The organism is Sphingomonas montana (assembly GCF_001956315.1).
Taxonomy (GTDB): domain Bacteria; phylum Pseudomonadota; class Alphaproteobacteria; order Sphingomonadales; family Sphingomonadaceae; genus Sphingomonas_R; species Sphingomonas_R montana.
This window is the reverse complement of record NZ_KV887139.1, coordinates 1-22,522: the sequence shown is the minus strand read 5'-3', so window position 1 is coordinate 22,522 and position 22,522 is coordinate 1. Positions and strand designations below refer to the sequence as shown.

General features: G+C 63.3%; 19 protein-coding genes. 9 read left to right on the top strand and 10 right to left on the bottom strand.

The annotated features are described in order from the left end of the window. Positions 1–499: 499 nt before the first annotated feature. The 3 genes from BKY59_RS01195 to BKY59_RS01185 all read left to right on the top strand — a co-directional run bounded on the left by BKY59_RS01195 (position 500) and on the right by BKY59_RS01185 (position 2,940). Positions 500–1,126 (top strand): SOS response-associated peptidase family protein, encoded by a 627-nt coding sequence (locus tag BKY59_RS01195; RefSeq protein WP_076068282.1) that lies wholly within the window; start codon positions 500–502, stop codon positions 1,124–1,126. Between the two features lie 269 nt (positions 1,127–1,395). Then, positions 1,396–2,250: an EamA family transporter gene (locus BKY59_RS01190; protein WP_240499907.1), complete on the top strand. Its 855-nt coding sequence runs from the start codon at positions 1,396–1,398 to the stop codon at positions 2,248–2,250. A 9-nt stretch (positions 2,251–2,259) separates the two neighbouring features. Further along, on the top strand, positions 2,260–2,940 hold the full coding sequence (locus BKY59_RS01185; protein ID WP_076068280.1) for a B3/B4 domain-containing protein: 681 nt from the start codon (positions 2,260–2,262) through the stop codon (positions 2,938–2,940). A gap of 235 nt (positions 2,941–3,175) precedes the next feature. Here the strand turns inward: BKY59_RS01185 and BKY59_RS17980 are convergent, their stop codons facing one another. Together BKY59_RS17980 and BKY59_RS01175 are read right to left on the bottom strand one after the other, a co-directional pair. Further along, positions 3,176–3,406: a response regulator gene (locus tag BKY59_RS17980; protein ID WP_276205472.1), complete on the bottom strand. Its 231-nt coding sequence runs from the start codon at positions 3,404–3,406 to the stop codon at positions 3,176–3,178. Next, positions 3,403–5,367 (bottom strand): GAF domain-containing protein, encoded by a 1,965-nt coding sequence (locus BKY59_RS01175; RefSeq protein ID WP_076068279.1) that lies wholly within the window; start codon positions 5,365–5,367, stop codon positions 3,403–3,405. The genes BKY59_RS17980 and BKY59_RS01175 overlap by 4 nt, the downstream gene beginning before the upstream one ends. Positions 5,368–5,896: 529 nt before the next feature. Between BKY59_RS01175 and BKY59_RS01170 the strand changes: the two genes are divergently transcribed. The 4 genes from BKY59_RS01170 to BKY59_RS01155 all read left to right on the top strand — a co-directional run bounded on the left by BKY59_RS01170 (position 5,897) and on the right by BKY59_RS01155 (position 10,690). Further along, positions 5,897–6,145, top strand: coding sequence for a DUF6894 family protein (locus tag BKY59_RS01170; protein ID WP_076068278.1), 249 nt, complete (start codon positions 5,897–5,899; stop codon positions 6,143–6,145). A 331-nt stretch (positions 6,146–6,476) separates the two neighbouring features. After that, positions 6,477–9,455 (top strand): GAF domain-containing protein, encoded by a 2,979-nt coding sequence (locus tag BKY59_RS01165; protein WP_083671804.1) that lies wholly within the window; start codon positions 6,477–6,479, stop codon positions 9,453–9,455. After that, positions 9,448–9,828: a response regulator gene (locus BKY59_RS01160; RefSeq protein ID WP_076068276.1), complete on the top strand. Its 381-nt coding sequence runs from the start codon at positions 9,448–9,450 to the stop codon at positions 9,826–9,828. The genes BKY59_RS01165 and BKY59_RS01160 overlap by 8 nt, the downstream gene beginning before the upstream one ends. A 121-nt stretch (positions 9,829–9,949) precedes the next feature. Further along, positions 9,950–10,690 carry a sensor histidine kinase gene (locus BKY59_RS01155; RefSeq protein WP_083671803.1) on the top strand — a complete coding sequence of 247 codons (741 nt, stop codon included), beginning with the start codon at positions 9,950–9,952 and terminating at the stop codon, positions 10,688–10,690. Positions 10,691–10,704: 14 nt separating this feature from the next. On the opposite strand, the gene BKY59_RS01150 is transcribed toward BKY59_RS01155, so the two are convergent. Further along, positions 10,705–11,448, bottom strand: coding sequence for a Crp/Fnr family transcriptional regulator (locus BKY59_RS01150; protein ID WP_076068274.1), 744 nt, complete (start codon positions 11,446–11,448; stop codon positions 10,705–10,707). Between the two features lie 1,056 nt (positions 11,449–12,504). On the opposite strand from BKY59_RS01150, the gene BKY59_RS01145 reads away from it, so the two are divergent. Further along, positions 12,505–14,748, top strand: a complete 2,244-nt coding sequence (locus BKY59_RS01145) for a family 43 glycosylhydrolase (protein ID WP_338056487.1) — start codon at positions 12,505–12,507, stop codon at positions 14,746–14,748. A 22-nt stretch (positions 14,749–14,770) separates the two neighbouring features. Here BKY59_RS01145 and BKY59_RS01140 read toward each other — a convergent pair whose 3' ends face one another. After that, the gene (locus BKY59_RS01140) at positions 14,771–16,258 is read right to left on the bottom strand and encodes an FAD-dependent monooxygenase (protein ID WP_076068273.1); all 1,488 of its coding nucleotides are present in this window, start codon (positions 16,256–16,258) and stop codon (positions 14,771–14,773) included. Positions 16,259–16,371: 113 nt separating this feature from the next. Here BKY59_RS01140 and BKY59_RS01135 point away from each other — a divergent pair, with 113 nt between their 5' ends. After that, entirely contained in the window at positions 16,372–16,797 is a 426-nt protein-coding gene (locus tag BKY59_RS01135; protein WP_240499906.1) for a MarR family winged helix-turn-helix transcriptional regulator, read from the top strand. Positions 16,798–17,118: 321 nt separating this feature from the next. Here the strand turns inward: BKY59_RS01135 and pcaF are convergent, their stop codons facing one another. The 6 genes from pcaF to BKY59_RS01105 all read right to left on the bottom strand — a co-directional run. Continuing rightward, the gene (gene pcaF, locus BKY59_RS01130) at positions 17,119–18,321 is read right to left on the bottom strand and encodes a 3-oxoadipyl-CoA thiolase (protein WP_076068271.1); all 1,203 of its coding nucleotides are present in this window, start codon (positions 18,319–18,321) and stop codon (positions 17,119–17,121) included. Continuing rightward, positions 18,318–19,502, bottom strand: coding sequence for a bifunctional 3-oxoadipate enol-lactonase/4-carboxymuconolactone decarboxylase PcaDC (gene pcaDC / locus BKY59_RS01125; RefSeq protein ID WP_076068270.1), 1,185 nt, complete (start codon positions 19,500–19,502; stop codon positions 18,318–18,320). The genes pcaF and pcaDC overlap by 4 nt, the downstream gene beginning before the upstream one ends. 2 nt (positions 19,503–19,504) lie before the next feature. Next, positions 19,505–20,629 carry a lyase family protein gene (locus BKY59_RS01120; protein WP_240499905.1) on the bottom strand — a complete coding sequence of 375 codons (1,125 nt, stop codon included), beginning with the start codon at positions 20,627–20,629 and terminating at the stop codon, positions 19,505–19,507. A gap of 20 nt (positions 20,630–20,649) precedes the next feature. Continuing rightward, positions 20,650–21,342, bottom strand: coding sequence for a protocatechuate 3,4-dioxygenase subunit alpha (pcaG, locus tag BKY59_RS01115; RefSeq protein WP_083671802.1), 693 nt, complete (start codon positions 21,340–21,342; stop codon positions 20,650–20,652). Then, the gene (gene pcaH, locus BKY59_RS01110) at positions 21,332–22,048 is read right to left on the bottom strand and encodes a protocatechuate 3,4-dioxygenase subunit beta (RefSeq protein ID WP_076068268.1); all 717 of its coding nucleotides are present in this window, start codon (positions 22,046–22,048) and stop codon (positions 21,332–21,334) included. The genes pcaG and pcaH overlap by 11 nt, the downstream gene beginning before the upstream one ends. Before the next feature lie 50 nt (positions 22,049–22,098). Next, the coding region (locus BKY59_RS01105) for a CoA-transferase (protein ID WP_276205471.1) at positions 22,099–22,522 on the bottom strand (424 nt) is incomplete at both ends.

Here is a 22,522-nt window from a genome sequence, read left to right as displayed (position 1 = left end):
GCTATGGTTGCATCCGATCGCTTGCGGTGGTGCGACGGCGCATCACCCAGATTAGGTTGGAAATACTCGAGATGACGGCTGCTACCGCAAGCAGTGTGGGTGGATCGAGAACAAGCATCGTGCGGCTCTTTGTTCTCCTTATGTACCAAATCGGTTCGCTGTAGGACAGCCGCTTCGCTTGCAGGTCGGCACGAGATACCGTCATTCTAGCATTGTTCGTGCCTACACTTCCCAAGCACTTGATCAGGTTCGTGTCAGGCAAGCTTCGATAGGCCAAAAGCGGCGAGAAACCCGAACACTGCAGTCAGCCCAGCGAAGTCAGACGTTCCCTCGAAAGCCTCGGGGGCCATCAGCGACGGCTAAAGCATCAACATCGGCTGGTCTTCGAAGAACAATTGAGCCGAACAGATCATCGAGCAGCACATTGTCATTGCGCCGGTAGGCTTCGTGCTCGCGCGCAACAGTATCGGTTACCCCATGATGAACAAGGCCGAGACCTATGTGCAACCGAGCCCGCATGGCCGGCGAACCCGACACGATCGCCGAGCGCTTCGGCACGAAGTGGCTGGCAGCCCGCCCGATGGACAAGCGTTTCCACTCGCAGGAGCTGGTCCCGCGATCGCGTGCCTGGATCGTCCGGCAGGATGACCGCGGACGCGGTGTGGACGTGATGGCCTGGGACGTGCTGAACGGTGCCGGCAAATTCACGATGACCAACGTCCGCCAGCTCCGCTTGCCCCCGTGGCGTCGGCTGGCGGAGCGGCCCGAGAACCGATGCCTGATCCCCCTGACCGAGTTCTGCGAATGGACCCCGGACGTTCACGATGTCGGTGGGGGCAAGCCGCTGAAGGGCGAGATCTGGTTCGCCGTGACGGATCAGCCAGTGTTTACCGTGGCCGGATACTGGCAGGCATCCGCGAAGGGAAACGGTTTCTCGATGGTGACCTGCGACCCGAACGAACTGGTCGCGCCGATCCATCCGAAGGCGATGATCACCGTGTTGGAGGAAGCGGACTGGGACTTGTGGCTGACCGGCAGTTACGAAGACGTCGTCGGGTTGCAGCGTCCGTATGATGCCGACCGTATGACGGTACGCGGGCCGGTGTTCCCGACAAGGGGGCTGTGAGCTTGGCCTCGGGATGCGGTCGTTCGCTGGTCGAACTCGACAATACGGCTTCCCGTCAGTCGTGTCTCAACGGACCGGGACCGGGCTGGATGGTTTAACTTGTCGTATCACGACAAGCGTCTTGAAACTCCGGACCCGATCGTTCGCCGAGAAAAGGCGCTGCGCCAGTTCGTCATCGGTCGGGGTCGATTTTGATCACCGTGATCGCCGGTCGAGCCTAGAACGGTCGGGCCCCGGCCCTTCGTGAGATCCAGATGATAAGCTGTTCAATGACGCGCCCCGTCGCTCCGCGGACTGACATCGTTGCCGTCGCCGCCCTGTTCGGGGCGCTCCTATCGATCAGTACTGGCGCTTCGTTCGCAAAGTGGCTGTTCCCTGCGATCGGGCCAGAAGGCGCAACTGCTCTGCGTCTGATCGTCAGTGCCACCGTGCTGGCAATTATTTTTCGGCCATGGCGCAAGCTGACCGCGGCAGGCTGGCGCTCGCTCCTGCCGTATGGTGTGGCGTTGGGCGTCATGAACCTTGTCTTCTACAAGGCCCTCACGTTCATCCCGCTGGGTGTCGGGATGGCGATCGAGTTCACAGGCCCGCTCGCGGTTGCTCTCCTAACGTCGCGACGCTTGGCGGACTTTCTATGGATAGCCCTGGCCATTGCAGGTGTCACCTTGCTGCTGCCAATCTGGGGAGGCGCTGCTCACCTCGACTGGCGCGGCGTTGCCCTGGCGGGGGTCGCGGGGGCCTGCTGGGCGGTGTACCTGCTTAAAGGGAAGACGGCCGGAGAGGATCACGGCATCACAGCTGTTGCAGGCGGTATGGCGATCGCCGCGTTGATCACCGCACCCGTCGGAATTCTCTATGCTGGCACCGCTATGCTTCAGCCGTCGGTGCTGGCGCTCGGCTTGGTCGTCGGTGTCGTATCAAGCGCGATCCCCTACACACTGGAAATCATCGCGCTCCCCCGCTTGCCGACGAACACCTTCAGCACGCTTCTCAGCGCGGAGCCGGCTGTTGGCGCCCTAGTCGGCCTCTTCGTCTTGGGTGAAACGCTGGCGTTTTCACAATGGCTGGCGATCGGGTTGATCGTCTGCGCCTCGGTCGGTGCTGCCGCGACAGCAAAAAGATAGGATTGAAACATGCAGACCACCCCGATCATTGATCCCGCCGTCATGCGACTGGCATCCGACTTTCGTGCCCTTCATCTGCTTGTAAGCACGCAGGATCCAACGCCGGTCGGTGATGCCTCGGCTGCGCTGGCTGCCGCCTGCAAGTATGTACGCGATGGCGGCCCGTCCTGGGCAGAAACCCATCTGGCCGCGTGGGCGGAGACCTACGTAGGCTTCGGCGCTAGGCCGAGCCGAACACCCTGTTCGGCGCAGGCGCTTCGTAAGCGGGTGCTGAAAGATGGAACGTTGCCGGCGATCAACCCGGTCGTGGATCTCTACAACGCGATCAGCCTGCGCTACGCCGTTCCGGTCGGCGGTGAAAATCTGAGCGCCTATGTCGGTCTGCCACGACTTACGATCGCGGACGGCACCGAAGTGTTCGACACTATGTCCAATGGCGAACCCGCGGTCGAGCACCCGTTGCCGGGTGAAGTTGTCTGGCGTGATGATGTTGGCGTAACCTGCCGACGCTGGAACTGGCGGCAGGGCACCCGCACCCGGCTGAATGGCGGCGAGCGATCCATGTGGTTTGTGTTGGAAGCCCTTGCCGGAATACCGGACGATGCCCAGAAGGAGGCGGGGGACGCATTGGCGAACGGTTTGATCAGCATTTTGCCGTCTGCATCCGTAACGATGATCGCGACGGCGTAAACGCCGACCGTTGTGTTGACGACCGGAACATCGTTCCCCGGCCGATCACTTGAGCCCGCAGCTTGCCCGGTTGCCATCATCGCTGGCAGCGGCTCGAACACTAATTCAACAAGTGATGCATCTCACGAATTACCCGTTCGTAGTTCAGCGGCTTGGGCATGAAGATGGCCCGCTCTGGTAGATCCTGCTCAGCGGGGGCAACACCTGCGCTCACCACGATGATCTCGATCGGTGGCTACCGCCTGCGCACCGCAGCTGCCAACTCCATACCATCCATGGCACCAGGCATATTAATGTCGGTGATAAGGAGACCGACGTCCGCCCGTGTCCGGAGTAGCTCGACAGCGTGCTTGGCGTCATGAGCCTCAAGCACGTCGAAGCCCGCCCGTTCCGCCATGTCCACCATGTCCATCCGCTGCAGAGGCTCGTCCTCTACGATGAGGACAGGCCCTCGTCCGGTAATCACGCCTGTTCCACCTCTGTGAGCAATCCATTGAAAGAAGACGAAAATCCTGTCTCGGTATAGCGAACCTCAGACCCTCCTGTTCCCAGAAGCCCAAGACGTATCAGGCGCGAGCCGAACCCTTTCCGTGTGGGTTGTGAGGCAGGCGGCCCACCATGCTCGCTCCAGTCCAGCTTAAGGCGACAATCCTCGCCGCTGCCGACAAGACGCCACACAACTTCAATCCTGCCTTCCTCGGCGGAGAGCGAGCCATACTTCATCGCGTTGGTCACCAGTTCGTGGACCAGTAGGGACGTAGACAACGCAGCGCGCGCCCCAAGCTCGACTGTCGGTCCCCGGATGGTGCAGCGGTCGAGCGCGCCAGCACCCTCGATCACACCGGTTACCAGATCGCCCAGCTTCGCGGCCTTCCATCGGCCCGCTGTCAGGGCCTCGTGTCCCCGCCCGAGTGCCTGTAACCGCTGAGTGAAGGCATCCAGACCTTCCGGGGAGGCATCGCTCCGCAGCGTCTGCATGGCGATGGCCTGCGCCATGGACAGCGCATTCTTCAACCGGTGCGCTATCTCCTTGTTGACCAGAGCCTGCTGCTCTTCGTCACGACGTCGGGCATTTGCGGTCTCTAGCCTGTCCGCCGCATTCCGCAGGAACGCCATCTCGTCCTCTGTCCACACATGGGGATGGTCTTTGTGAACCAGCAGGGCGGCAACCGTTCGATTACGTTCCCGAACCGGGACGATGGCGACAGCGCAAGCACGCAACGCTTCCCATACGTTCGCCACGGCAGATGTTCGGCTATTCGTCGCGGTATCGTTCATGACGATCACGTTGCCGTCGAGCAGCGTTTGACGAAGATCGCCGTACTCTTCGAAGCGATAGCTTCCTTCGATCGCGGGCATACCCGGCAACGACCAGCCCGCGCCGACGATGATGAGTTCGCGGGTGTGGTCCAGCTCACCGAACGAAGCGCGCGACGCGTGCACGACCTCGCCGATGATCCGGGACGCCGCGGTGACCATCTCCGTGACGTCGGTTTGATCACGCAGCGCATCACCAAGAGCCAGCAGGCCGTCCCGCCGCCGGACGTCCTCGATGCGCGTCGTGACCTCGTGGAAGATGACCGTAAAATCGTCGCCCTCAACCCACTGGGCAGTCCCGTCATACCAGCGGTTCAGGACGCCAACCTGCCGGGTGAATCGATATGGCTCACGGGTCTCGACGACTTGAGCGAGTTCCATGATCCACTCGTCTTCGATGCCAGGTATGATCTCCCGTATCGTCCTGCCCCGGGCACTGTCTGGAGCGATCCCGACCAACTCGCCCCAAGCTTCGTTCACATCTTCGTACCGCCAGTCCGTAACGAGGCCGTCTTTGTTCCTGATCACGCGCGCGTAGATAAAGCCGGTATCCATCTTCCGGTACAGATCGCGCCAGCGCTGCTCGCTCACCTGCTGGGCCGCACGCCACTCGTCCCGCGCCGCTGACGCCCCACGAAGCTCAATGGCGTCCCGCCGCATCTCCAGGAGGGCTGTCACCTGGCGCGCGAGACGTTCCAGCGCGGTGAGGTGATCGGCGGCGAGACCATCCGGCCGCGGTGACGTGTCGATCACACATAGCGCGCCGACGACGCCGGACCGCGTGACGAGCGGTACGCCGGCGTAAAAACGAATGCCTTCCTCACCGACCACCAACGGATTGTCGGCAGTCCGCGCATCTACGGTCAGGTCCGGAATGACGATCGGCTTTCCGGCAGCGACCACATACCGACATACCGATCGGTCAAGATCCGTTTGATGGGGCTCGAAGCCGATGCGAGCCTTGAACCACTGCCGGCCCGTGTCCAGCAGCGAGATCAGGGCGATAGGCAACTCACAGATCTGCGACGCGAGCGCGACGACGTCGTCGAAGTTCACCTCGGGTGCCGTATCGAGGACGTTATATTGCGCAATCGCCATTACGTCGTTCATTGCGCTCCCCCCACTCCGACGAACTGAGAATGTCCCTTTCTCCTAACGGTATTCACTGCGCAACTGCCGTCACGAGCCGATGCGCTCGACTCTGGTCGTGGAGGCGCTTCAATGCTGCGTCCCGATCTGGCACTTCGCTCTGCTTGCCATCCCCGCATTCACGCGCAATCATTAACCTCGCCCCGCTGGACGTCCCGGAAGATTTCAGCGGGGCAAACTTTACAGGCTGTTCAGAGAATGCTGCTATCAGGCGGCCTGCGCCCCGCCACTAAGTTCCCCGGAAGGTACCCGTTGGTGGGGCGTCACCCAGTGGAACTTGGCGCGCTGACGTAAGCCGAAAACCACCCGATCCTGCCATCTGCTCTAGTTGGGTTGTTACCCGCATCAGGTACCCTATTAGAGACCAGCGGCTGATCGAGGTTTGCCGTTGATCGCTAAAATGTCCGCTACACCGGAACCATCGTCGGCATCGCAACGGGCTCTGACGACCGAGAGTGCGCAAGCTCTCGCCCAACGCTGGTGCACGATATTGGCCCTCTACTATTTCCACACGCAAACCGAAACCCGTTCGACGGACAGCGACGGCATCGACCTGGGCACCCCCCGCGAAGCGAGAGCGCAGGCAATCATTACTTGCGGTCAGATGCTGAAGGATTCGCCGGATGCCTTTTGGGGAACGCGGCCTTGGGCTGTCGTGGTCACCGACGCCAAAGGACTGATCCTCTGGGAGTTGTCGATGGATGGTATCTCATCGCCCGCCGGCCTCGCGCTCGATTAGACCGCTCTACGCGCCGTCCATACCTTGCCGCCATATTGTTCCCTTCGACGCTGGGGATCTTGCCTGCCTATGCGCACCTGCCTCGCCCTTTCATCAGACAAAACGTTGTTACCGGCTGTATCGTCACCGATGGTGACAGGACCCGTGGCGGGGCTAAGTGCGACATGATGTGGTCCGACAGGGTTAATTGAGTGACCGCATCCTGGACTGGCTGCGATCAATCCCGGTAAATCACGCCAGATGTCGCAGACTGTCTTGTCAGCGACACTCCGAAGGTTAATTATTGCGAGCGGTCGCGCATCGTACGGCTGGAAGGAGCGTCGCCCTTCGTATGAACAAACCAAATGCCACTTCTGCCGTAAATGACATAATTATAACGAGCGACCTCGATCGCAGGATTTCGCGTGCACCCGATTACAGGGTTGAGAACCTAGCACTGGTCGCACTTGCTGAAGCCTTGAACTGCGCTCCGGGTACGGTGCTGCAGCGGCTCGTCGAGTGGACGATCAACTTAACGCGATGTGATTCCGCTGGGGTCAGTCTGTTAGAGGCTGGCGGAGAGCGAGGTGTGTTCCGCTGGGTGGCGACAGCTGGGGCTTGGGCACCTTTTCGGAACGGCACAATGCCGTGCGACGAGAGCCCTTGTGGCGAAGTCATCACGCAGGACGCGGTCCTGCTTATGAAGGAACCCGAGCGCGCCTTTCCGGCATTGTTACAGGCAAAGCCTAGAATCGGGGAAGGGCTGCTGGTCCCGTTCAGAGCAAACGGTTCACCGATCGGAACGATTTGGGCAATCATGCATGGGGAAGAACGTTGTTTTGAGGCAGAAGACGCACGTCTTTTGAAGAGCCTTGCTCAGTTTGCCAGCATAGCCCACCGAATGGGGCTTGCCCTTGAAAGTGCGCAAAGTGGAAAGCTGGAGAGCGACACTCGTCTTCAGGCGCTAGCGCGAGCGAGCGCGGATGTGTTCTACGTTATGAACGTCGATATGAGCGAGCTCCGGCAACTGTCGGGCGGCGGCTTCGTCTCCGATACGACAAGCCCCAGCGTAGCTTGGTTGAAGGAATACATCCCGCCGGAAGATCATGCCCGCACGGCTGCCGCCATCGCAGAAGCAATCTGCACCAAAGGCGATTTTGAGCTTACGCATCAGGTTTATCAGGCGGACGGCAGAATTGGTTGGGCACTATCCCGCGCCGTGCCAATTTTCGGGCCCGAGGGTCAGATCGTGGAGTGGTTCGGGACCGCCAGTGATGTGACCGAGGAGCACCGGGCCGAAATCATGCTGCACGAGAGTGAAGAGCGGCAAGCCTTTCTGCTGCGCTTGAGCGATACGTTGCGGGGCCAGTCGGGTGCCGATGCCATAGCAAACAGATCGTTGCAGATGCTCTCAGACCATATGCAACTCGATCGCTGCTACATCGGTGTTTATCGGCTGGCGGAGGACAGGGGTGACTTTCCCTATCAGGTGCACGACGGCAGTCTCTGCCCGTTGCCTGCTCAAGTGCGTCTGTCCGATTTTCCCCAAGCCCTTAAGATCGCGTTCGATCGGACGCTCGTAATCGACGATGTTGTTGAGATGGATAACCTGTCGGACAACGATCGAGCTGGTTTCAGCGCGCTCGGCCTGCGTGCCTTGGTCGCCGCGACCTTGCGCAAAGGCGATCACCACCCGCTATGGGCGATCGTGGCCGCGGCTACCTGTGCTCGGGTCTGGACACCGGGGGAAGTTTCGCTTGTTGAAGACGTTGCCGAGCGCACTTGGGCAGCAGTTGAACGCGCGGAGGCCGACGCAGCGTTGCGGGAGAGCGAAGAACGGCAGATGTTCCAGCTACGGCTCGGCGATGCGCTCACGTCTCTGGTCGATCCTGCGGAGATCCAGTCGGAAGCCGCGCGTCTTCTGGCCGAGCAACTTGGCGTAAGTTGGTGCTATTTCAACGAATTCGATGACGAGGGAACACTCGCGACCGTACTGACCGAATTCCATCGCGATGGTTTGCCTTCGATGGTTGGCGTACATGACCTTTCCGGCGAGCAGGATTTCCTCAATTTGATGCGTTCAGAGGCGGTACTCAACATGCCAGACCTGAGTTGCTCCGGGCTGTTCACCATGCAGGCGAAGTCGAATTACGGCAGTCTGGGCATGCGGGCTGCGCTAGGCGTGCCGCTATTACGAAAAGGACGCCTGATTGCGGTACTTCTTGTTGCCGACATACGCGTTCGTCGATGGACTCAAAATGATACCGAACTGCTGAAAGGGGTTGCAGAGCGCACTTGGGCGGCCATTCAGCGCGCGCGTGCCGAGGCTGCGCTGGGCGCGAGCGAGGAACGCCAGCGGGCGCTGATCGAAGGTGTGCCGCAATTTGTGTGGCGGGCTAGCCATGTGGGGGAATGGAACTGGTCCAGCCCACAATGGACCCAGTTTACCGGCCAGCCGGAGGAAGGGAGTCGCGGTTGGGGCTGGCTGGAGCCTCTTCATGCCGACGACCGTAACCAAGCGTGCGAGGCATGGGCGCAAGCCGCCGAGCAAGGAATTCTTGAAGCAGAGTACCGTATCCGTGACCAGCACGGCTTTTACCGCTGGTTCCAGATTAGAGCGATGCCAATCCGGGACGGATCCGGCACAATCATCGAGTGGCTCGGCACCTCGACCGACGTCGACGACCTCCGTGGGCTTCAAGAAAAGCAGCGAATTCTGGTAGACGAGTTGCAGCATCGTACGCGCAATTTGATAGGCGTCACCCGTTCAATTGCTGACAAGACGATCCGACAGTCCGCGACAATGGATGACTTCGCAAGGGATTTCAGCGCGCGGCTCGATGCGCTAGCTCGCGTGCAGGGTCTCCTGTCGCGTGTGGGCGATCAGTACCGCGTTACCTTCGACGAGTTGATCCGCGCAGAGCTTGCGGCGCACGGCGTAGCGGACGAAGAGGAGGGGCGGGTCATACTGAGCGGTGCGGATGGAATTCCGCTGCGGTCCAGCATGGTCCAGATGCTGGCGCTGGCATTACACGAACTGGCCACAAACGCCGTGAAGTACGGCGCGTTAAAGGGGCCGAACGGGCGCCTAGAGATCTGTTGGCGCACGGTGGAGGACAAAGGCCTACCCGCCCGACTGGAAATCATCTGGCAAGAGCATGGAGTTGTCATGCCGCCCGATGGAGCATTAGAGAAACGAACGGGACAAGGCCGCGATTTGATCGAACGTGCGCTGCCCTATCAACTCGATGCGGAAACGCATTACGATGCCGGTCCGGATGGTATAAGGTGTAAAATGATCATTCCTATATCCGGAGCATTGCATGACTGAGCTCAGTTTAGGGGGTCGCGCGATCCTGGTTGTCGAAGACGAGTATCTTCTGGCACAAGAGCTGTGCGCAGGGTTGGCGGCAGAGTCGGCGCATGTTATCGGACCGGCTGCAACCGTGAAGCAGGGCGAGGATTTTCTTCGGAATACGTCAGAACTGGACGCTGCGATTCTTGACGTAAACCTACGCGGCGAACAGGTTTTTCGACTAGCGGACATGTTAGTTGAGCGAAAGGTCCCCTTCATGTTCACGACGGGATACGACGCGTCAATCATTCCGGACCGCTTTGCTCATGTCGCTCGATATGAAAAGCCGCTACGCGTTTCGCAGATCGTTAAGATGATCGGGCAACTGTCGCCCCATATAAAGGGATAGCAGACGCGATGATGGTTTCGTGCATACGTCAAAACCGAACCCATGCGGTTTTCCAGGCGGCTAGTCCGGGGCTATTCGCGATGCGCTGGAGTATAACGCGCGCCGTTATTTACAGCCTGTGATGGACGATCCTGCCTTTGACCCTACGCCGGACCATCCTGCGCAAGGTCCAGCTATGGTATCGGATAACGATCGGGCGCTGACGGCGTTGCGGCAGGAGCTTGTTGCACGAGACGTGCGCGACGCAGAAACGGCCAGGCACCACTCACAGGTTCTCGTTGACTTGCAGCATCGCGTTCGCAACACAGCGGCGCTTGTGCGAGCGGCGTTCGAAACATCGATCGAGACGGCTGAGAATCTTGAAGAAGTCGAGCGGCATTTCTGCGGTCGCCTCAATGTTCTACTCCGGTATCAATTACCACTCCCGCTAGGCTCGCACGGTGACGTCAACCTTGAGCGACTTCTTCGCGACGAACTCCAGCATTTCGAATTTGGATCGGCACCGGGAATCACGATTGTAGGCCCAAACGTCTATTTGCCCTTGGAACAGGCTCAACCATTCGGATTGGCGATCCACGAACTCGTGACTAATGCTTTGAAATTCGGGGCGCTTGCAGAGAAGGATGCCAAACTAAAAATCCGGTGGGTCATGTCTGGACAGGTACTGGATTTGGCGTGGTCGGAAAGCGAAGTGCCAGGACTGTCCGAAGGTCCGCTACATAAAGGGTTCGGACGCAGGTTTATCGAGGACGGGCTGCCGTACCAGATCGGCGCGGACACAAGTTTGGTAATGCAATCGGACGGTATCGTGTGCCGGATCGCGTGGCCGCTTGGTGCACGCACGAACGGCGGACGGCGCTGACCTTGTTCCAGTGGTCAGCGAGCCTGGGGGGTCATCTCTGCGATATGCCGCGTCCTGCGATGTAAGTAGTTCTCGTCGAAGCCGGCGATCCGAGCGAGCTTGTGCGGATCCGAGATGGTAACGCTGCCGCGAGTCAGAGACATCGCCCCGTCAAGCCGCAACTCCCTGAGCACTCGGTTTATGTGAACTGGGGTCATTCCCAATGCGTCAGCTAGAACAATTTGGGACAACGGCATCGCAAATTCACCGTCTTGAGTTAGCCCGATGGTTCGCCCTCTCAAATAAAGCTCGCACATCAGATGCGCGACGCGCTCGATGGAACTGCGCCGCCCCATGCTCACGATCCAGGCGCGCATGATCGCCTCATCGACAAGCTGCGCGGAATACATTGCCAACGCGATGCTGCGGTGGTTCTGCATAACTGCGTGCATATCGTCCTGGGACACGCGCGCCACAACCGCTGGCGTGAGCGCCTGTATTCCGTGATCCATCTTAGCCAACAGCTTGATGTGCAGGTCACAGGCGTCACCGGGCATCAGGAACGCCATGATCTGACGTGTGCCGCTCGGCAGGATCTTGTAGCGACAGGCCCAGCCGTCGAGGATCACGAACATTGGGCCCGTCTCGTCACCCTCGCGAATGAGATCCTGACGTGCCGCATAGCGATGCGGGTGCGACATAATTCTCTCGAGCGCCGCTGCGTCAATGGCCGTCAGTTCGGCCAACCCGCGCAATTTCTGGACGAATGGATCGAGCATATCTGCCTCTAATCCGGCGACAGGACCGGAGCTTTAGAAAAAACTTTATTGTTCATCGTTATTATAGAGTAGTGAACTCACTTTCGAGCTAACGCAGGGAATTGGCGGATACCTACACATATGATTAAGTTTGTCATTCCGCTAATTGTAAAAATTGAATATTTCGAAGCAAATTTTGGATGTTCGAATTGATTTAAGATAATATGCTTACGGCTGCTACGTGTAATATGACCGCTGCGGTAACCGACTTGCCGCCGATCCGCTAGCGACGGCTTCTCCGGCCAGCGGATCGAACTTTCCACGAGGCTTCCTGCGGCGTTTGCGGTAAGTTAATCCAGTTGGATTTATGAGACTCGCGTGCGGCAACCGACTTGCCGTGCCCCCGCCGGTTACGGTTGACCGGCCGGCGGGGTTATCTTGGATTCATATTTCTCGCGCTTCAATAGCGAATGCGATCGTATCTGACTTTACCCCAGTAGGGTTGACCTGACCTGTAGCCCCTGTAGGCGACGCCATGCCGCACGCTGACCGAGCAATAGACTTCACGCGCTATCTCCCGCATATGATCGGTCATGTCGCATAGATGGCAGTCTTGCCGGGCGGCTCATCGTCTAGCGCACCGAGCATTAGCTTCTGGCGTCACGCATGGGCCGGCTATGGGACCGGGTAAGGCGGAGCGGCGCTGGGCTGTTCGCCCACAATATTGATTTTCATTTATGACAAATGTTGGAACCGGTTCCCAGCGTGCCGCGTACTTAGCACCCGTGCGGTAACCGACTTGCCGCCAGCTCCGTCGGCAACGGTTATGCCGGCCGACGGGGCAAACGGTCCAGCGAGCCGGCAGAGATTTTCCTTATCTAAATTGCTGATATTGTACTGTCATGGATCCGGCGTAGAGTTGGGTCAGCGCGGTTGAGTCGGTCTTCCGCGTAGTCCCCGTCAGGTCGCCCACGCGCGCTTGAGCTGACGGGGCATCTTATAGGCCGCCTCCGCAACAATGTGCGGTCGCCTTCTACCCCGTTTCCTACAAGCGATGTTCCGGTTTAGTTCACGCCCATGGGCGCGAACTGGAAATTCGACTCGATTGCCGACTATGCGAGGAAGCGCTTCGACATCGCCGTCCTGTGCCGGAACTGCGGCCGCACCGCGGTCTACGATCCGACCGAGCTGTTCCGCTATTTCATGGCACGCCGCTCGTCCACGCGGTCCCTTGATCCGCGGCATTTCACCTGCCGGTGCAAGTCCAAGGATATCCTCGTCCAGGCGATCGGCAACGAGCATCGGCCGGCACTACTGCCTGACCGTCCACCGGTCCTACAGCCCGTTTACCTGCGGCTTGGCTACGGGTGGCGGAAGAACCACCCACCCGAACCGTTCGAGCCACCGTCGATCGCGCTCCTGCGCCAGCTGCAGGGCGAGGACCCGTCGCTGAGCTTCGCGTGGCGCGTGAAGCAGACGCGAAACTGTTTCCAGGCCGAGGTGCGGTGCGCGCCAGACATCGGGGTCGGTGCCGGCTTCCATGGTGACGGACCGTCGGAGCGTGTGGCGCTGGCGAAGGCTGTTCGTGACGCCCCCCGCCCCCCCGTTGCAGTCCGGGCGGCTTTGTCCCATCGTTCCAACGTGATCGTGCCGACCTGGAGAAATGGATTGATACATTCGCGACGGGATGCGCTCGCGCTGGGCTTGGTATCGACCGCCGGTCTGGCATCGTCCGTCGGCGCGGTGCTGCCCGGTGCGGCAACCGGAACGCCCCGTGCCGAACCGTCCCGCGCGAACGGATGGCGCGCCGGTCCCGACGGCCAAAGGCGAGCCGATCTCGGCAACGGGCAGTTTCTTAATCCCGTGCTGTCGGGTGATCGACCCGATCCCAACATCCTCAAGGACGGCGCGGATTATTGGGCGACATTCTCGTCGTTCGAATATTATCCGGCGGTGGTCGTCTGGCATTCGCAGGATCTGGTCAACTGGACGCCGGTCGGGCCGGCGCTGACGACGCCGCTAGGTTCGGTCTGGGCGCTGGATATCGCAAAGCATGACGGCCGCTATTTCATCTATATTCCCATATTCAACGCCAACGATCCGACCTTTGCGGCCGGGCCGCAGATCCCGTGCAAGATCTTCGTGGTCCATGCCGACAGCATGCGCGGACCGTGGAGCGAACCCGTCGACATGGATATCCGTGGCTATATCGATCCCGGTCATGCGGTGGGCGGAGACGGCAAACGCTATCTGTTCCTGAACGGCGGCGCGCGCGTGCGGATCAGCGATGACGGCCTGCGCCGTTCCGCCCGGATCGAACAGGTCTATGATGGCTGGCCGATCCCGGAGGACTGGATCATCGAGGCCCCCGCGCTGGAAGGACCGAAGGTTCTGCGTCGCGACGGCATTTATTATCTGTTTTCCGGGCAGGGCGGAACGGCCGGTCCGCCGACCAGCCACATGGTCATCGTGGCCCGCGCCCGATCGATCGACGGTCCATGGGAAAATCATCCCCGTAATCCGATCGTCCGCACAGCGGGTGCGGACGAACCCTGGTGGTCGCGCGGTCATGCCACGCCAGTGCAGGGCCCGTCGGGCGACTGGTGGCTGGCCTATCACGGCTATGAAAACGGATATCGCACGCTTGGTCGCCAGATGCTGCTGGAACCGTTCATCTGGGATGCCGATGGCTGGCCCCGCACCACCGGCGGCGATCTGTCGACGCGTCTGCCCATGCCGCGCGGCGGACATGATGCCGGCGCGGGCATGCGTCTGTCGGGGCCGTTCGTTGCGGACGATCTCGGCCGGCGCCTCGCCTTCTTCGCGCCGCCACCGGGCTATCTCGATCGGGTACGGATCGCCGCCGGTGCGCTCACGCTTCGCGCGCACGGCACGGGGCCGGGCGATTCCTCGCCCCTCGCCTTCATCGCCGGCGATCGTTCCTACGAAGTGACGATCGATCTCGAACTCGTCGGTGCGGCACAAGGCGGGCTGCTGCTGTTCTACAATGGCGCCATGTTCGCTGGTCTCGGATCGGATGCGATCGGGCTGCATACGTACAAGGTGGGACGGGAGCAGGGCTATCCGCCGCCGGGGCCGGCGGAAGGCCGGCGGGTGGCGATGCGGATCGTGAACGACCGGAACGTCGCGAGCTTCTTCATCCGTTCGGGCCGGAAGCCGTGGCGCAAGGTCGTATCCTATGAGGTGTCCGGCTATAACCACAACATCGCCGATGGCTTCATGAGCCTGCGCCCCGCCCTGTTCGCGTCGGGTTCCGGCGAGGTTCGCTTCACCGGGCTCACCTACCGCGCGCGCGCATAGCCCGAAGGCGCCGGCGCCATCGTCAGGACCGGGGCGGCGGCAACACGCGCGCCAGATAGGCCGCCATCGCCGGGCCGTGGTCGGCGCCGAACCGCGCGCCGACATAACCGTCTGGCCGCACGAGCAGCCGGTCGCCATCGGCCATGCCCAGCCGGTCGCCATCATCGCGCAGGGCGCCGTCGGATCCGATCCGCAGCAGTATCACGCCTGCGCGCGGCCGGTCCGCCCCTCCCCCGCGGACCAGCAGGGTCCATTGCGGTCCGGCCATCAGATCGAACAGCCGGTGGGCCGGGCCGGCGGCCCCTTGCAACACGGCGTCCGGCATCCGGTCGCCGGCCACCAGAACGCCGTCTCCGCGCCCCGGCATGTCCACCGCCAGCGCAGCACCGCGATAGCTCAGATCCAGCTGGTGGACCTCCCGCCCGCGGCGCATCTCGCCGTGCCTGGCCTTTTCCAGCAGATCCGCGGCAAGCCCCAGCATCCCGGCGGCGATCGGCCGGCGTTCCTCTTCATAGCTGTCGAGCAGCGCCGCCGGGGCACCGGCCAACACCGCCGCCAGCTTCCAGCCGAGATTGTAGGAGTCCTGCACGCTGGTGTTGAGGCCTTGGCCACCCGTCGGCGGATGAATGTGCGCCGCATCCCCGACCAGAAAGACGTTGCCGACCCGGTAGCGATCGGCAAGCCGCGCATTCATGCTGTACGCCGATGCCCAGTGGACGGCCCGGACGCGGATCGCCCGCTCCGGCAGCCGCGCGTCGATGAAGGCCTGCACGCCCGCCGGCGAGAGATCGACATCGCCTTCGATCGCGATCGGCGCCTGCAACTGGAACATGTCGCTGTGCGGCAACGGACAGAAGGAGATCTGCCGTGCCCTGTCCCCTTCGTTAAACCGGTGCCAGACGGCCCGGTCCAGACCGTCAATCTCAATATCGGCGACGATGGCACGCACGCCCAGCGTCTTGCCGGGAAAACCGAGCGACAGCGCGTGACGGACAAAGGACCGCGCCCCGTCCGCACCGACCAGATAGCGACACCGGATCGTCCCCGCGCCGCCGGCGTCCGCGATCTGCGCGGCGACTCCGTCGCCATCGTCCGTGAAACCGGTCAGTGCGACACCGTAATCGACCCGCTGGCCCAGTTCGATGATCCGGTCGCGCAACACCGCTTCGGTCCGGAACTGCGGCACTAGCAGCGGCCTGCGATACGGTTCGGCAGCGGTGCCTGTGTCGAGGGTGAATTCCTGCATATCCGTCGTGCTGCCACCCGGATGATGCAGACGTTGAGACGGATAAGGGCTGCCGGCGGCGGCGAGGCGATCGACGATCCCGAGATCCTCGAACACCTCCAGCGTGCGGGGCTGAATGCCCTTACCCCGCGATCCCTGGAACGGCTCGGTCAACCGTTCGATCAGCCGGAACGACACGCCGCGGCGGGCAAGATCGACCGCAAGCGTCAGCCCGGCGGCACCCGCCCCGACGATCAGGACATCGACGATGGAATGGTCTTTCATGGCAACCTCAAATATGTATTATGCACATATCGGGGGAGTGGATACGCATGTCAACGAATAAAGTGCATAATGCATATATTAGGGCGCAGCTGCCGAAACTGCATCGGTCGCTGATGGACATCGTGGGCGTCATCAATCGCCCGGAACGCGATGCCGCCATGCTGGAAGCCGCGGGGCTGAACCTGGAACGGGCACTGTTCCCGCTGATCGTGCTGGTCGGCCAGCTCGAACCGATCGGCGTGGTCGATCTCGCCGGCCGCGTCGGACGCGACTATACGACGGTCAGCCGCCAGATCGCGCGGCTGGAACAGCTGGGCCTGGTCACCCGACACCCGGGCACCGCCGATCGCCGCGTCCGCGAAGCCCGGATCACACCGCTCGGCAGGCAGGCGACGGACGCCGTCGATCGTGCGCGCGCGGCAATGGCCGTGTCGTTGTTCCGGGACTGGAGCGTGGGCGATTTCGATCGGTTGACGGCGCTGATGAGCAAGCTGGCAGACGGAATGGCCGCTATGGGCGACGCCGGCTCGAACCGCTGACGGAAGTATCTCGGCGTAACTACACGAACGTCAGGTAGCACAGAAAGGAGTACTCTCGATTCTCTTGCCTCGTCGAGGATCACTGCCATCAAATATTATGTTGATATCCAATTGACTGGACATCATAACCGCGATTGAACATACGCGATCTGAAATGTCATTCAGAGTATGCCTAGAATGACATCGTTCTCCAGCCGCGATCAACCTGTCACAGGGCTTACGGCATGTGCGACGCAGGCGCCTTGTTATTCACCAGCGTCCCCACGTCGGGCAGGCCCGATGACGGATGAACCGAAACTCAGCGGCTCAAGCCATCCAGGATCACACTCGTTCCAGCAACAATGCGATCCCCTGCCCCACCCCAATACACATGAACGCCATTGCGTAGCGCCCGCCGCTGCGGTACAATTCCTCGACTGCAGTCATGGTGATCCGCGCGCCCGACATGCCCAGTGGATGGCCCAGCGCGATCGCGCCGCCGTTGCGGTTAACTCTCTCGTCCGCCGGGTCGATGCCTAGGTCGCGCAGAGTGGCCATGCCCTGGCTTGCAAATGCTTCGTTCAGTTCGATCACGTCGAGCTGCGCGACGTCCAGTCCGGCAATCGCCAGCACCCGCCGCGCCGCCTCGATCGGGCCGACACCCATGATCCGCGGGGCGACCCCCGCCGCCGCCGTCGCGATCACCCGTGCCCGCGGGGTCAAGCCGTGCATCCGCGCCGCCGCCTCCGACGCGACCAGCATCGCAGCCGCCCCGTCGTTCAGCCCGGAAGCGTTGCCCGCGGTCACGGTACCGTCCGCGCGCACCACGGGTTTCAGTTTCGCCAACGCCTCCAGGCTGGTCGCGCGCGGATGTTCGTCGCGGTCGAAGATGATTGGATCGCCCTTCTTCTGCGCCACCGACACCGGCACGATCTCGACCGCGAACCGCCCACTCGCCTGCGCGGCCGCCGCCCGCTGCTGGCTTTGCAGCGCGAACGCATCCTGATCGGCGCGGCTCACCCGCCATTCGTCGGCCACCGTCTCGCCGGTCTGCGGCATCGTGTCGACGCCGTACGCCGCCTTCATCGCCGGGTTGACGAAACGCCAGCCCAGCGTCGTGTCCTGCAGCGTCTGTCCGCGATCATACGGACCGTTCGCCTTGCCCATGACATAGGGCGCGCGCGTCATGCTCTCGACCCCGCCGGCGATCATCAGCTGCGCATCGCCGCTGCGGATCGCGCGGGCGGCGGACCCGACTGCGTCCAGCCCGGATCCGCACAGCCGGTTCACGGTCGACCCCGGCACGCCCTCCGGCAATCCGGCGAGCAGCACCGCCATCCGCGCGACGTTGCGGTTGTCCTCCCCCGCCTGGTTCGCACAGCCCAAGATGCAGTCGTCGACCGCGCCCCAGTCGACCCCCGGGTTGCGCGCCACCAGAGCGCGAACCGGGATGGCCGCGAGGTCGTCCGCTCGCACGGTCGCCAGTGCGCCGTTCAACCGCCCGATCGGGGTGCGGATCGCATCGCAGATGAAGGCATCGGTCACTCGGTTTCTCCATCAATATGCGCGATGATCCGGCCAGCTTCTGCAAAAGCCGTGTTGGCCGCCGGAACGCCGGCATAGATCGCGGTCTGCATCAGCACTTCCTTCAACGCATCGCGCGTGAAACCGCCGCGGGTCAGCCCGGCGCGAACATGCAGCGCGAACTCCTCCCACCGCCCCAGGCTGGCCGTGATCGCGACGACCAGCAGCCGCCGCGTCGCCTCGTCCAGCCCCGGCCGTCCCCAGATCTCGCCCCACGCGATCCGGGTGATCATGGCCTGGAATTCCGCATTGAACGGCGTCCGTCCGGCCAGCGACTTGTCCACCCAGGCATCGCCCAGCACGCGCCGCCGGTTGACCAGCCCGGCGTCGAACAACGTCTCCGCCGCCGCGTCCGCCGTCGCATCGCAACACAGGAACCGGCGCATCGCGTCCGCCAGCCTCGCCGGTGCCTCGATCGGTGCCAGGTGCGCGGCATCCAGATAGACGACCTCCGCCCCCGGTACCGCCTCCGCGATCCGTTCCCCATGGCCGGTAAAGGGCGTCGAGGTATCGCGGTCGCCCGCCACCACCAGCGTCGGCTGGGTCACATCCGCCAACCGGTCGATCAACGCCATGTCGCGGATCGCCGCACCCGCCCCGGCATAGCCGTCGTCCGCCATCGCGATCAGCCCGCGCCGCACGCCGTCCGCCACCGCCGGCTGCGCGGCCGTGAACGCCGGTGACAGGAACCGCCCCATCGCGAGGTCCGCGATCGCCGCCGTCCCGCCCGCGCGCACCGTCGCGATCCGGTCTTCCCACGCCGCGCGGTCCATCGTCGCCGACGTGCAGATCGGCACCAGCGCCGACACGCGCTCCGCGTGATCTAGCGCCAGCTGCATCGCGATCATCCCTCCCAGCGAAACGCCCGCCACCGCCGCCCGATCGATCCCCGCCGCATCCATCACAGCGACAACATCGTCCGCCAGCATCGCCAGCGTATAGTCGCCCGCCGGCGCATCCGACGCGCCATGCCCGCGCGTATCGATCCGCAACAGCCGGAACGCAGGCAGCAAATGCGGCACGCACGCATCCCACAACGCCATGTCGGTGCCGATCGAATTGAGCAGCACCAGCGCCGGCCACTCGGCAGCCCCATCTAGTTTCCAGTAGAGCCGGACTCCGTCCCGCGTCGCAAACGGCATATCTATCCCCGATCCAGATTCGTGCGGTCGATCAGCGCCGCGACGATCGCCACACTCTCGCCGATGTCGTCCCCCTGACCCGCGGCGGCCAGATTATGCGCAATCGCGGCCGGATCGATCTCCAGCCCCTCGGCCACCGCCGCCATCGCCTCCAACGCGCCCGACGCGATCAGGAACAGGTCCGCGATCAGCGGCGCCTCCGCCTGCCATCCGCCCAGGCCGCGCTCCTCCTCCGCCGGCAACCCGGCCAGCAATCCCGCCACCAGCCCCGGCGCACGCGCAGCGGCCGACAGCGCGACCTGGCACCCGGTCGGGTTGCGCTTGTGCGCCATCGCGGACGATCCACCGCGTCCCGCGGCCGCCGGCTCGCGCGTTTCCCCGATGCCCGCCTGCGCCAGCAACGCGACGTCGCGCGCCATCTTGCCGCACGCCCCGGTTAGAATTGCGACCGCCGCCCCGATCGCCGCGACCCCGCCACGCCGCGCATGCCACGGTGGTGCATCGGCCAGCCCCAGCGCCGTCGCCATTCGCGCGGCCACCGCCGCTCCGCGCCCGCCATGTCCGGCGCGTGTCCCGGCCGCTCCTCCCAACTGGACCGCCGCGTGCCCGGCGACGGCGTCACGCACTCCGGCCGCCGCGTCGGCAATCCCGGCGCACCACTGCGCGATCCTCAAGCCGAACCCGATCGGGATCGCATCTTGCAACAATGTCCGCCCAATCGCAGGGGTCGCGGCCTGCGCACGCGCGTGCCGGCTCAGCGCCGCAACGATCCGGTCCGCATCCGCCAGCAAAAGGCCCGCCCCCGCGCGGACCTGCCGCATCATGACCACGTCGGCGAGGTCCTGGCTGGTCGCACCGCGGTGCAACGCCTGCGCCGCCGCGCCGTCCAGCACACCACGCAACCTGACCACCAGCGGGATCGCAAGCGTCCCCGCCAGCGCGACCTCCTCCGCCAGCGCCGCCGGGTCGATCACGATAGAGCCGCAAGCCTGGCCAATCGCAGCTGCGACGTCCGCCTCGATCAGCCCTTCCGCCGCCTGCGCATCGCCGAGGGCCGCTTCGAACGCCAGCGCATGCGCAACAAGCGCCGCATCGCCGAACGCCGCGGTCATCACGGGCGTCGCCACCGGACGGGTCCGCAACACGCTCACAGGTCGAAGAACACCGTCTCGTCCAGGCCCTGCAACACGATGTCCAGCCGCCACACGCCGTCCACGGCCTGCGCGATCAACGTCTGCCGCCGCCCGGCCGAGACCTGCGCCAGGACGGGATCGTCGGCATTGCCGTCGCCGTCCGCGAAATACAGCCGCGTCGCCAGCCGCTTGATCAGCCCGCGCCCGAACACCGACATCGCGATATGCGGCGCCTGCATCGTGCCGCCCGGTCCCGGCACCGGTCCCGGTCGCACCGTGCGGAACCGGTATTCTCCCTCTGCGCTGGTCGACGACCGCCCGAACCCGATGAAATGCGGGTCGATCGGCACGTCTTCGCGTGTATCGTCGACGCTATGATAGCGCCCGGCGGCATTCGCCTGCCAGATCTCGATCATCGCATCGACTACTAGTTCGCCCGCCCCGTCAATGACGCGGCCTGCGATCTCGATCGCCTCTCCCGCGGGCGTACCGGTCGGTGACGACAGGTTCAGCACGTAATTTTCGGCGGGAAACAGGTCCGCCCGCGCCCCCATGTCGGACTTGCCGACAAGGTCCGCGCCCCCCTTCCACGGCAGTCCGTAGTGGAAGAACGGCCCGACCGTCTGAGACGGCGTCTGCCCAAACAGCGCGGGGTCCTGATTGTCCATGCGCGGTCCTGGCACGCGCGCGGCGACGTCAATCGTCATGATGGTCATCCTCGAACGGGGTCTGGTCGCGTCCCTTCAACACCACGTCGAACCGGTATCCCAGCGCCCAGTTCGGCGTGGTGACGTCCATGTCCAGCCGACACACCATCCGCTGCCGGTACGGCATCGGCACGGCGTTTGCGATCGGGTCGATCTCGATCAGCGGATCGTCGGGGAAATACAGCTGCGTCACCAGCCGCGTCGCGAATGCCGGGCCGAGCAGCGACAGATGGATATGCGCCGGCCGCCACGCGTTACGGTGGTTGCCCCACGGATAGGCCCCCGGCCGGACCGTGACGAACCGGTATCCGCCGTCCGCATCGGTCACTACCCGGCCCGCGCCGGTGAAATTCGGGTCCTGCGGCGCATCCCACTGGTCGCGCGCATGGATGTAGCGTCCGGCTGCGTTCGCCTGCCAGATCTCCATCACCGTATCGGGCACCGGCCGCCCGTCCTCGTCCAGCACGCGGCCCGCCACGATGATCCGCTGGCCCTGCGGCATGCCGGCGTGCTGCGTCGTCAGGTCCGCCGCCGCCGGGCCGGTCAGCCGGTCCCAGCATCCGGCCGGCCCGGTCGTCTCGGTCAGGGTCGGGGGAATCCGTACCAGCGGTTCGGTGGGTGCCCGCAACCCGGTGGATCCGTAATCGGCAAAGGCGGACGGCGGCGCGCCGGCATCCTCCCGGCGATATCCGACGATCTTCGTCATGCGAACACCCCCGCGTCGAACGGTGCCGCGGTGCGCGCCCGCACATTGTNCGGCGCCAGTTCGATCAGCGTCAGCCCGCCGCCGTCCGGGTCCACCGCCATCACGCACAGGTCGGTGACGATCAGGTCGACCACCCCCTTGCCGGTCAGCGGCAGGGTGCATGCCTCCAGCACCTTGGATTCGCCGTGCTTGTTGGCATGGTCCATCACCACCACCACGCGTTTCACGCCGGCCACCAGGTCCATGGCGCCGCCCATGCCCTTCACCATCTTGCCGGGGATGGTCCAGTTGGCAATGTCGCCATTGGCGGCCACCTCCATCGCGCCCAGCACGGTCAGGTCGATATGCCCGCCGCGGATCATGGCGAAACTGTCGGCGGACGAAAAGAAGGACGACGTCGGCAACGCGGTGATCGTCTGCTTGCCGGCGTTGATCAGGTCGGGGTCCGCCTCGCCCTCATAGGGGAACGGCCCC

Excerpts from the sequence above, each read along its gene's own strand:
- BKY59_RS01150 (WP_076068274.1), bottom strand. The coding sequence starts at position 11,448 with ATGCTCGATCCATTCGTCCAGAAATTGCGCGGGTTGGCCGAACTGACG.
- BKY59_RS01135 (WP_240499906.1), top strand. The coding sequence starts at position 16,372 with ATGGACATCGTGGGCGTCATCAATCGCCCGGAACGCGATGCCGCCATG.
- BKY59_RS01140 (WP_076068273.1), bottom strand. The coding sequence starts at position 16,258 with ATGAAAGACCATTCCATCGTCGATGTCCTGATCGTCGGGGCGGGTGCC.
- BKY59_RS01175 (WP_076068279.1), bottom strand. The coding sequence starts at position 5,367 with ATGAACGACGTAATGGCGATTGCGCAATATAACGTCCTCGATACGGCA.
- pcaH (WP_076068268.1), bottom strand. The coding sequence starts at position 22,048 with ATGACGAAGATCGTCGGATATCGCCGGGAGGATGCCGGCGCGCCGCCG.
- BKY59_RS01195 (WP_076068282.1), top strand. The coding sequence starts at position 500 with ATGTGCAACCGAGCCCGCATGGCCGGCGAACCCGACACGATCGCCGAG.
- BKY59_RS01190 (WP_240499907.1), top strand. The coding sequence starts at position 1,396 with ATGACGCGCCCCGTCGCTCCGCGGACTGACATCGTTGCCGTCGCCGCC.
- pcaG (WP_083671802.1), bottom strand. The coding sequence starts at position 21,342 with ATGACGATTGACGTCGCCGCGCGCGTGCCAGGACCGCGCATGGACAAT.
- BKY59_RS01145 (WP_338056487.1), top strand. The coding sequence starts at position 12,505 with ATGGGCGCGAACTGGAAATTCGACTCGATTGCCGACTATGCGAGGAAG.
- BKY59_RS01155 (WP_083671803.1), top strand. The coding sequence starts at position 9,950 with ATGGACGATCCTGCCTTTGACCCTACGCCGGACCATCCTGCGCAAGGT.
- BKY59_RS01165 (WP_083671804.1), top strand. The coding sequence starts at position 6,477 with ATGAACAAACCAAATGCCACTTCTGCCGTAAATGACATAATTATAACG.
- BKY59_RS01160 (WP_076068276.1), top strand. The coding sequence starts at position 9,448 with ATGACTGAGCTCAGTTTAGGGGGTCGCGCGATCCTGGTTGTCGAAGAC.
- pcaDC (WP_076068270.1), bottom strand. The coding sequence starts at position 19,502 with ATGCCGTTTGCGACGCGGGACGGAGTCCGGCTCTACTGGAAACTAGAT.
- BKY59_RS01185 (WP_076068280.1), top strand. The coding sequence starts at position 2,260 with ATGCAGACCACCCCGATCATTGATCCCGCCGTCATGCGACTGGCATCC.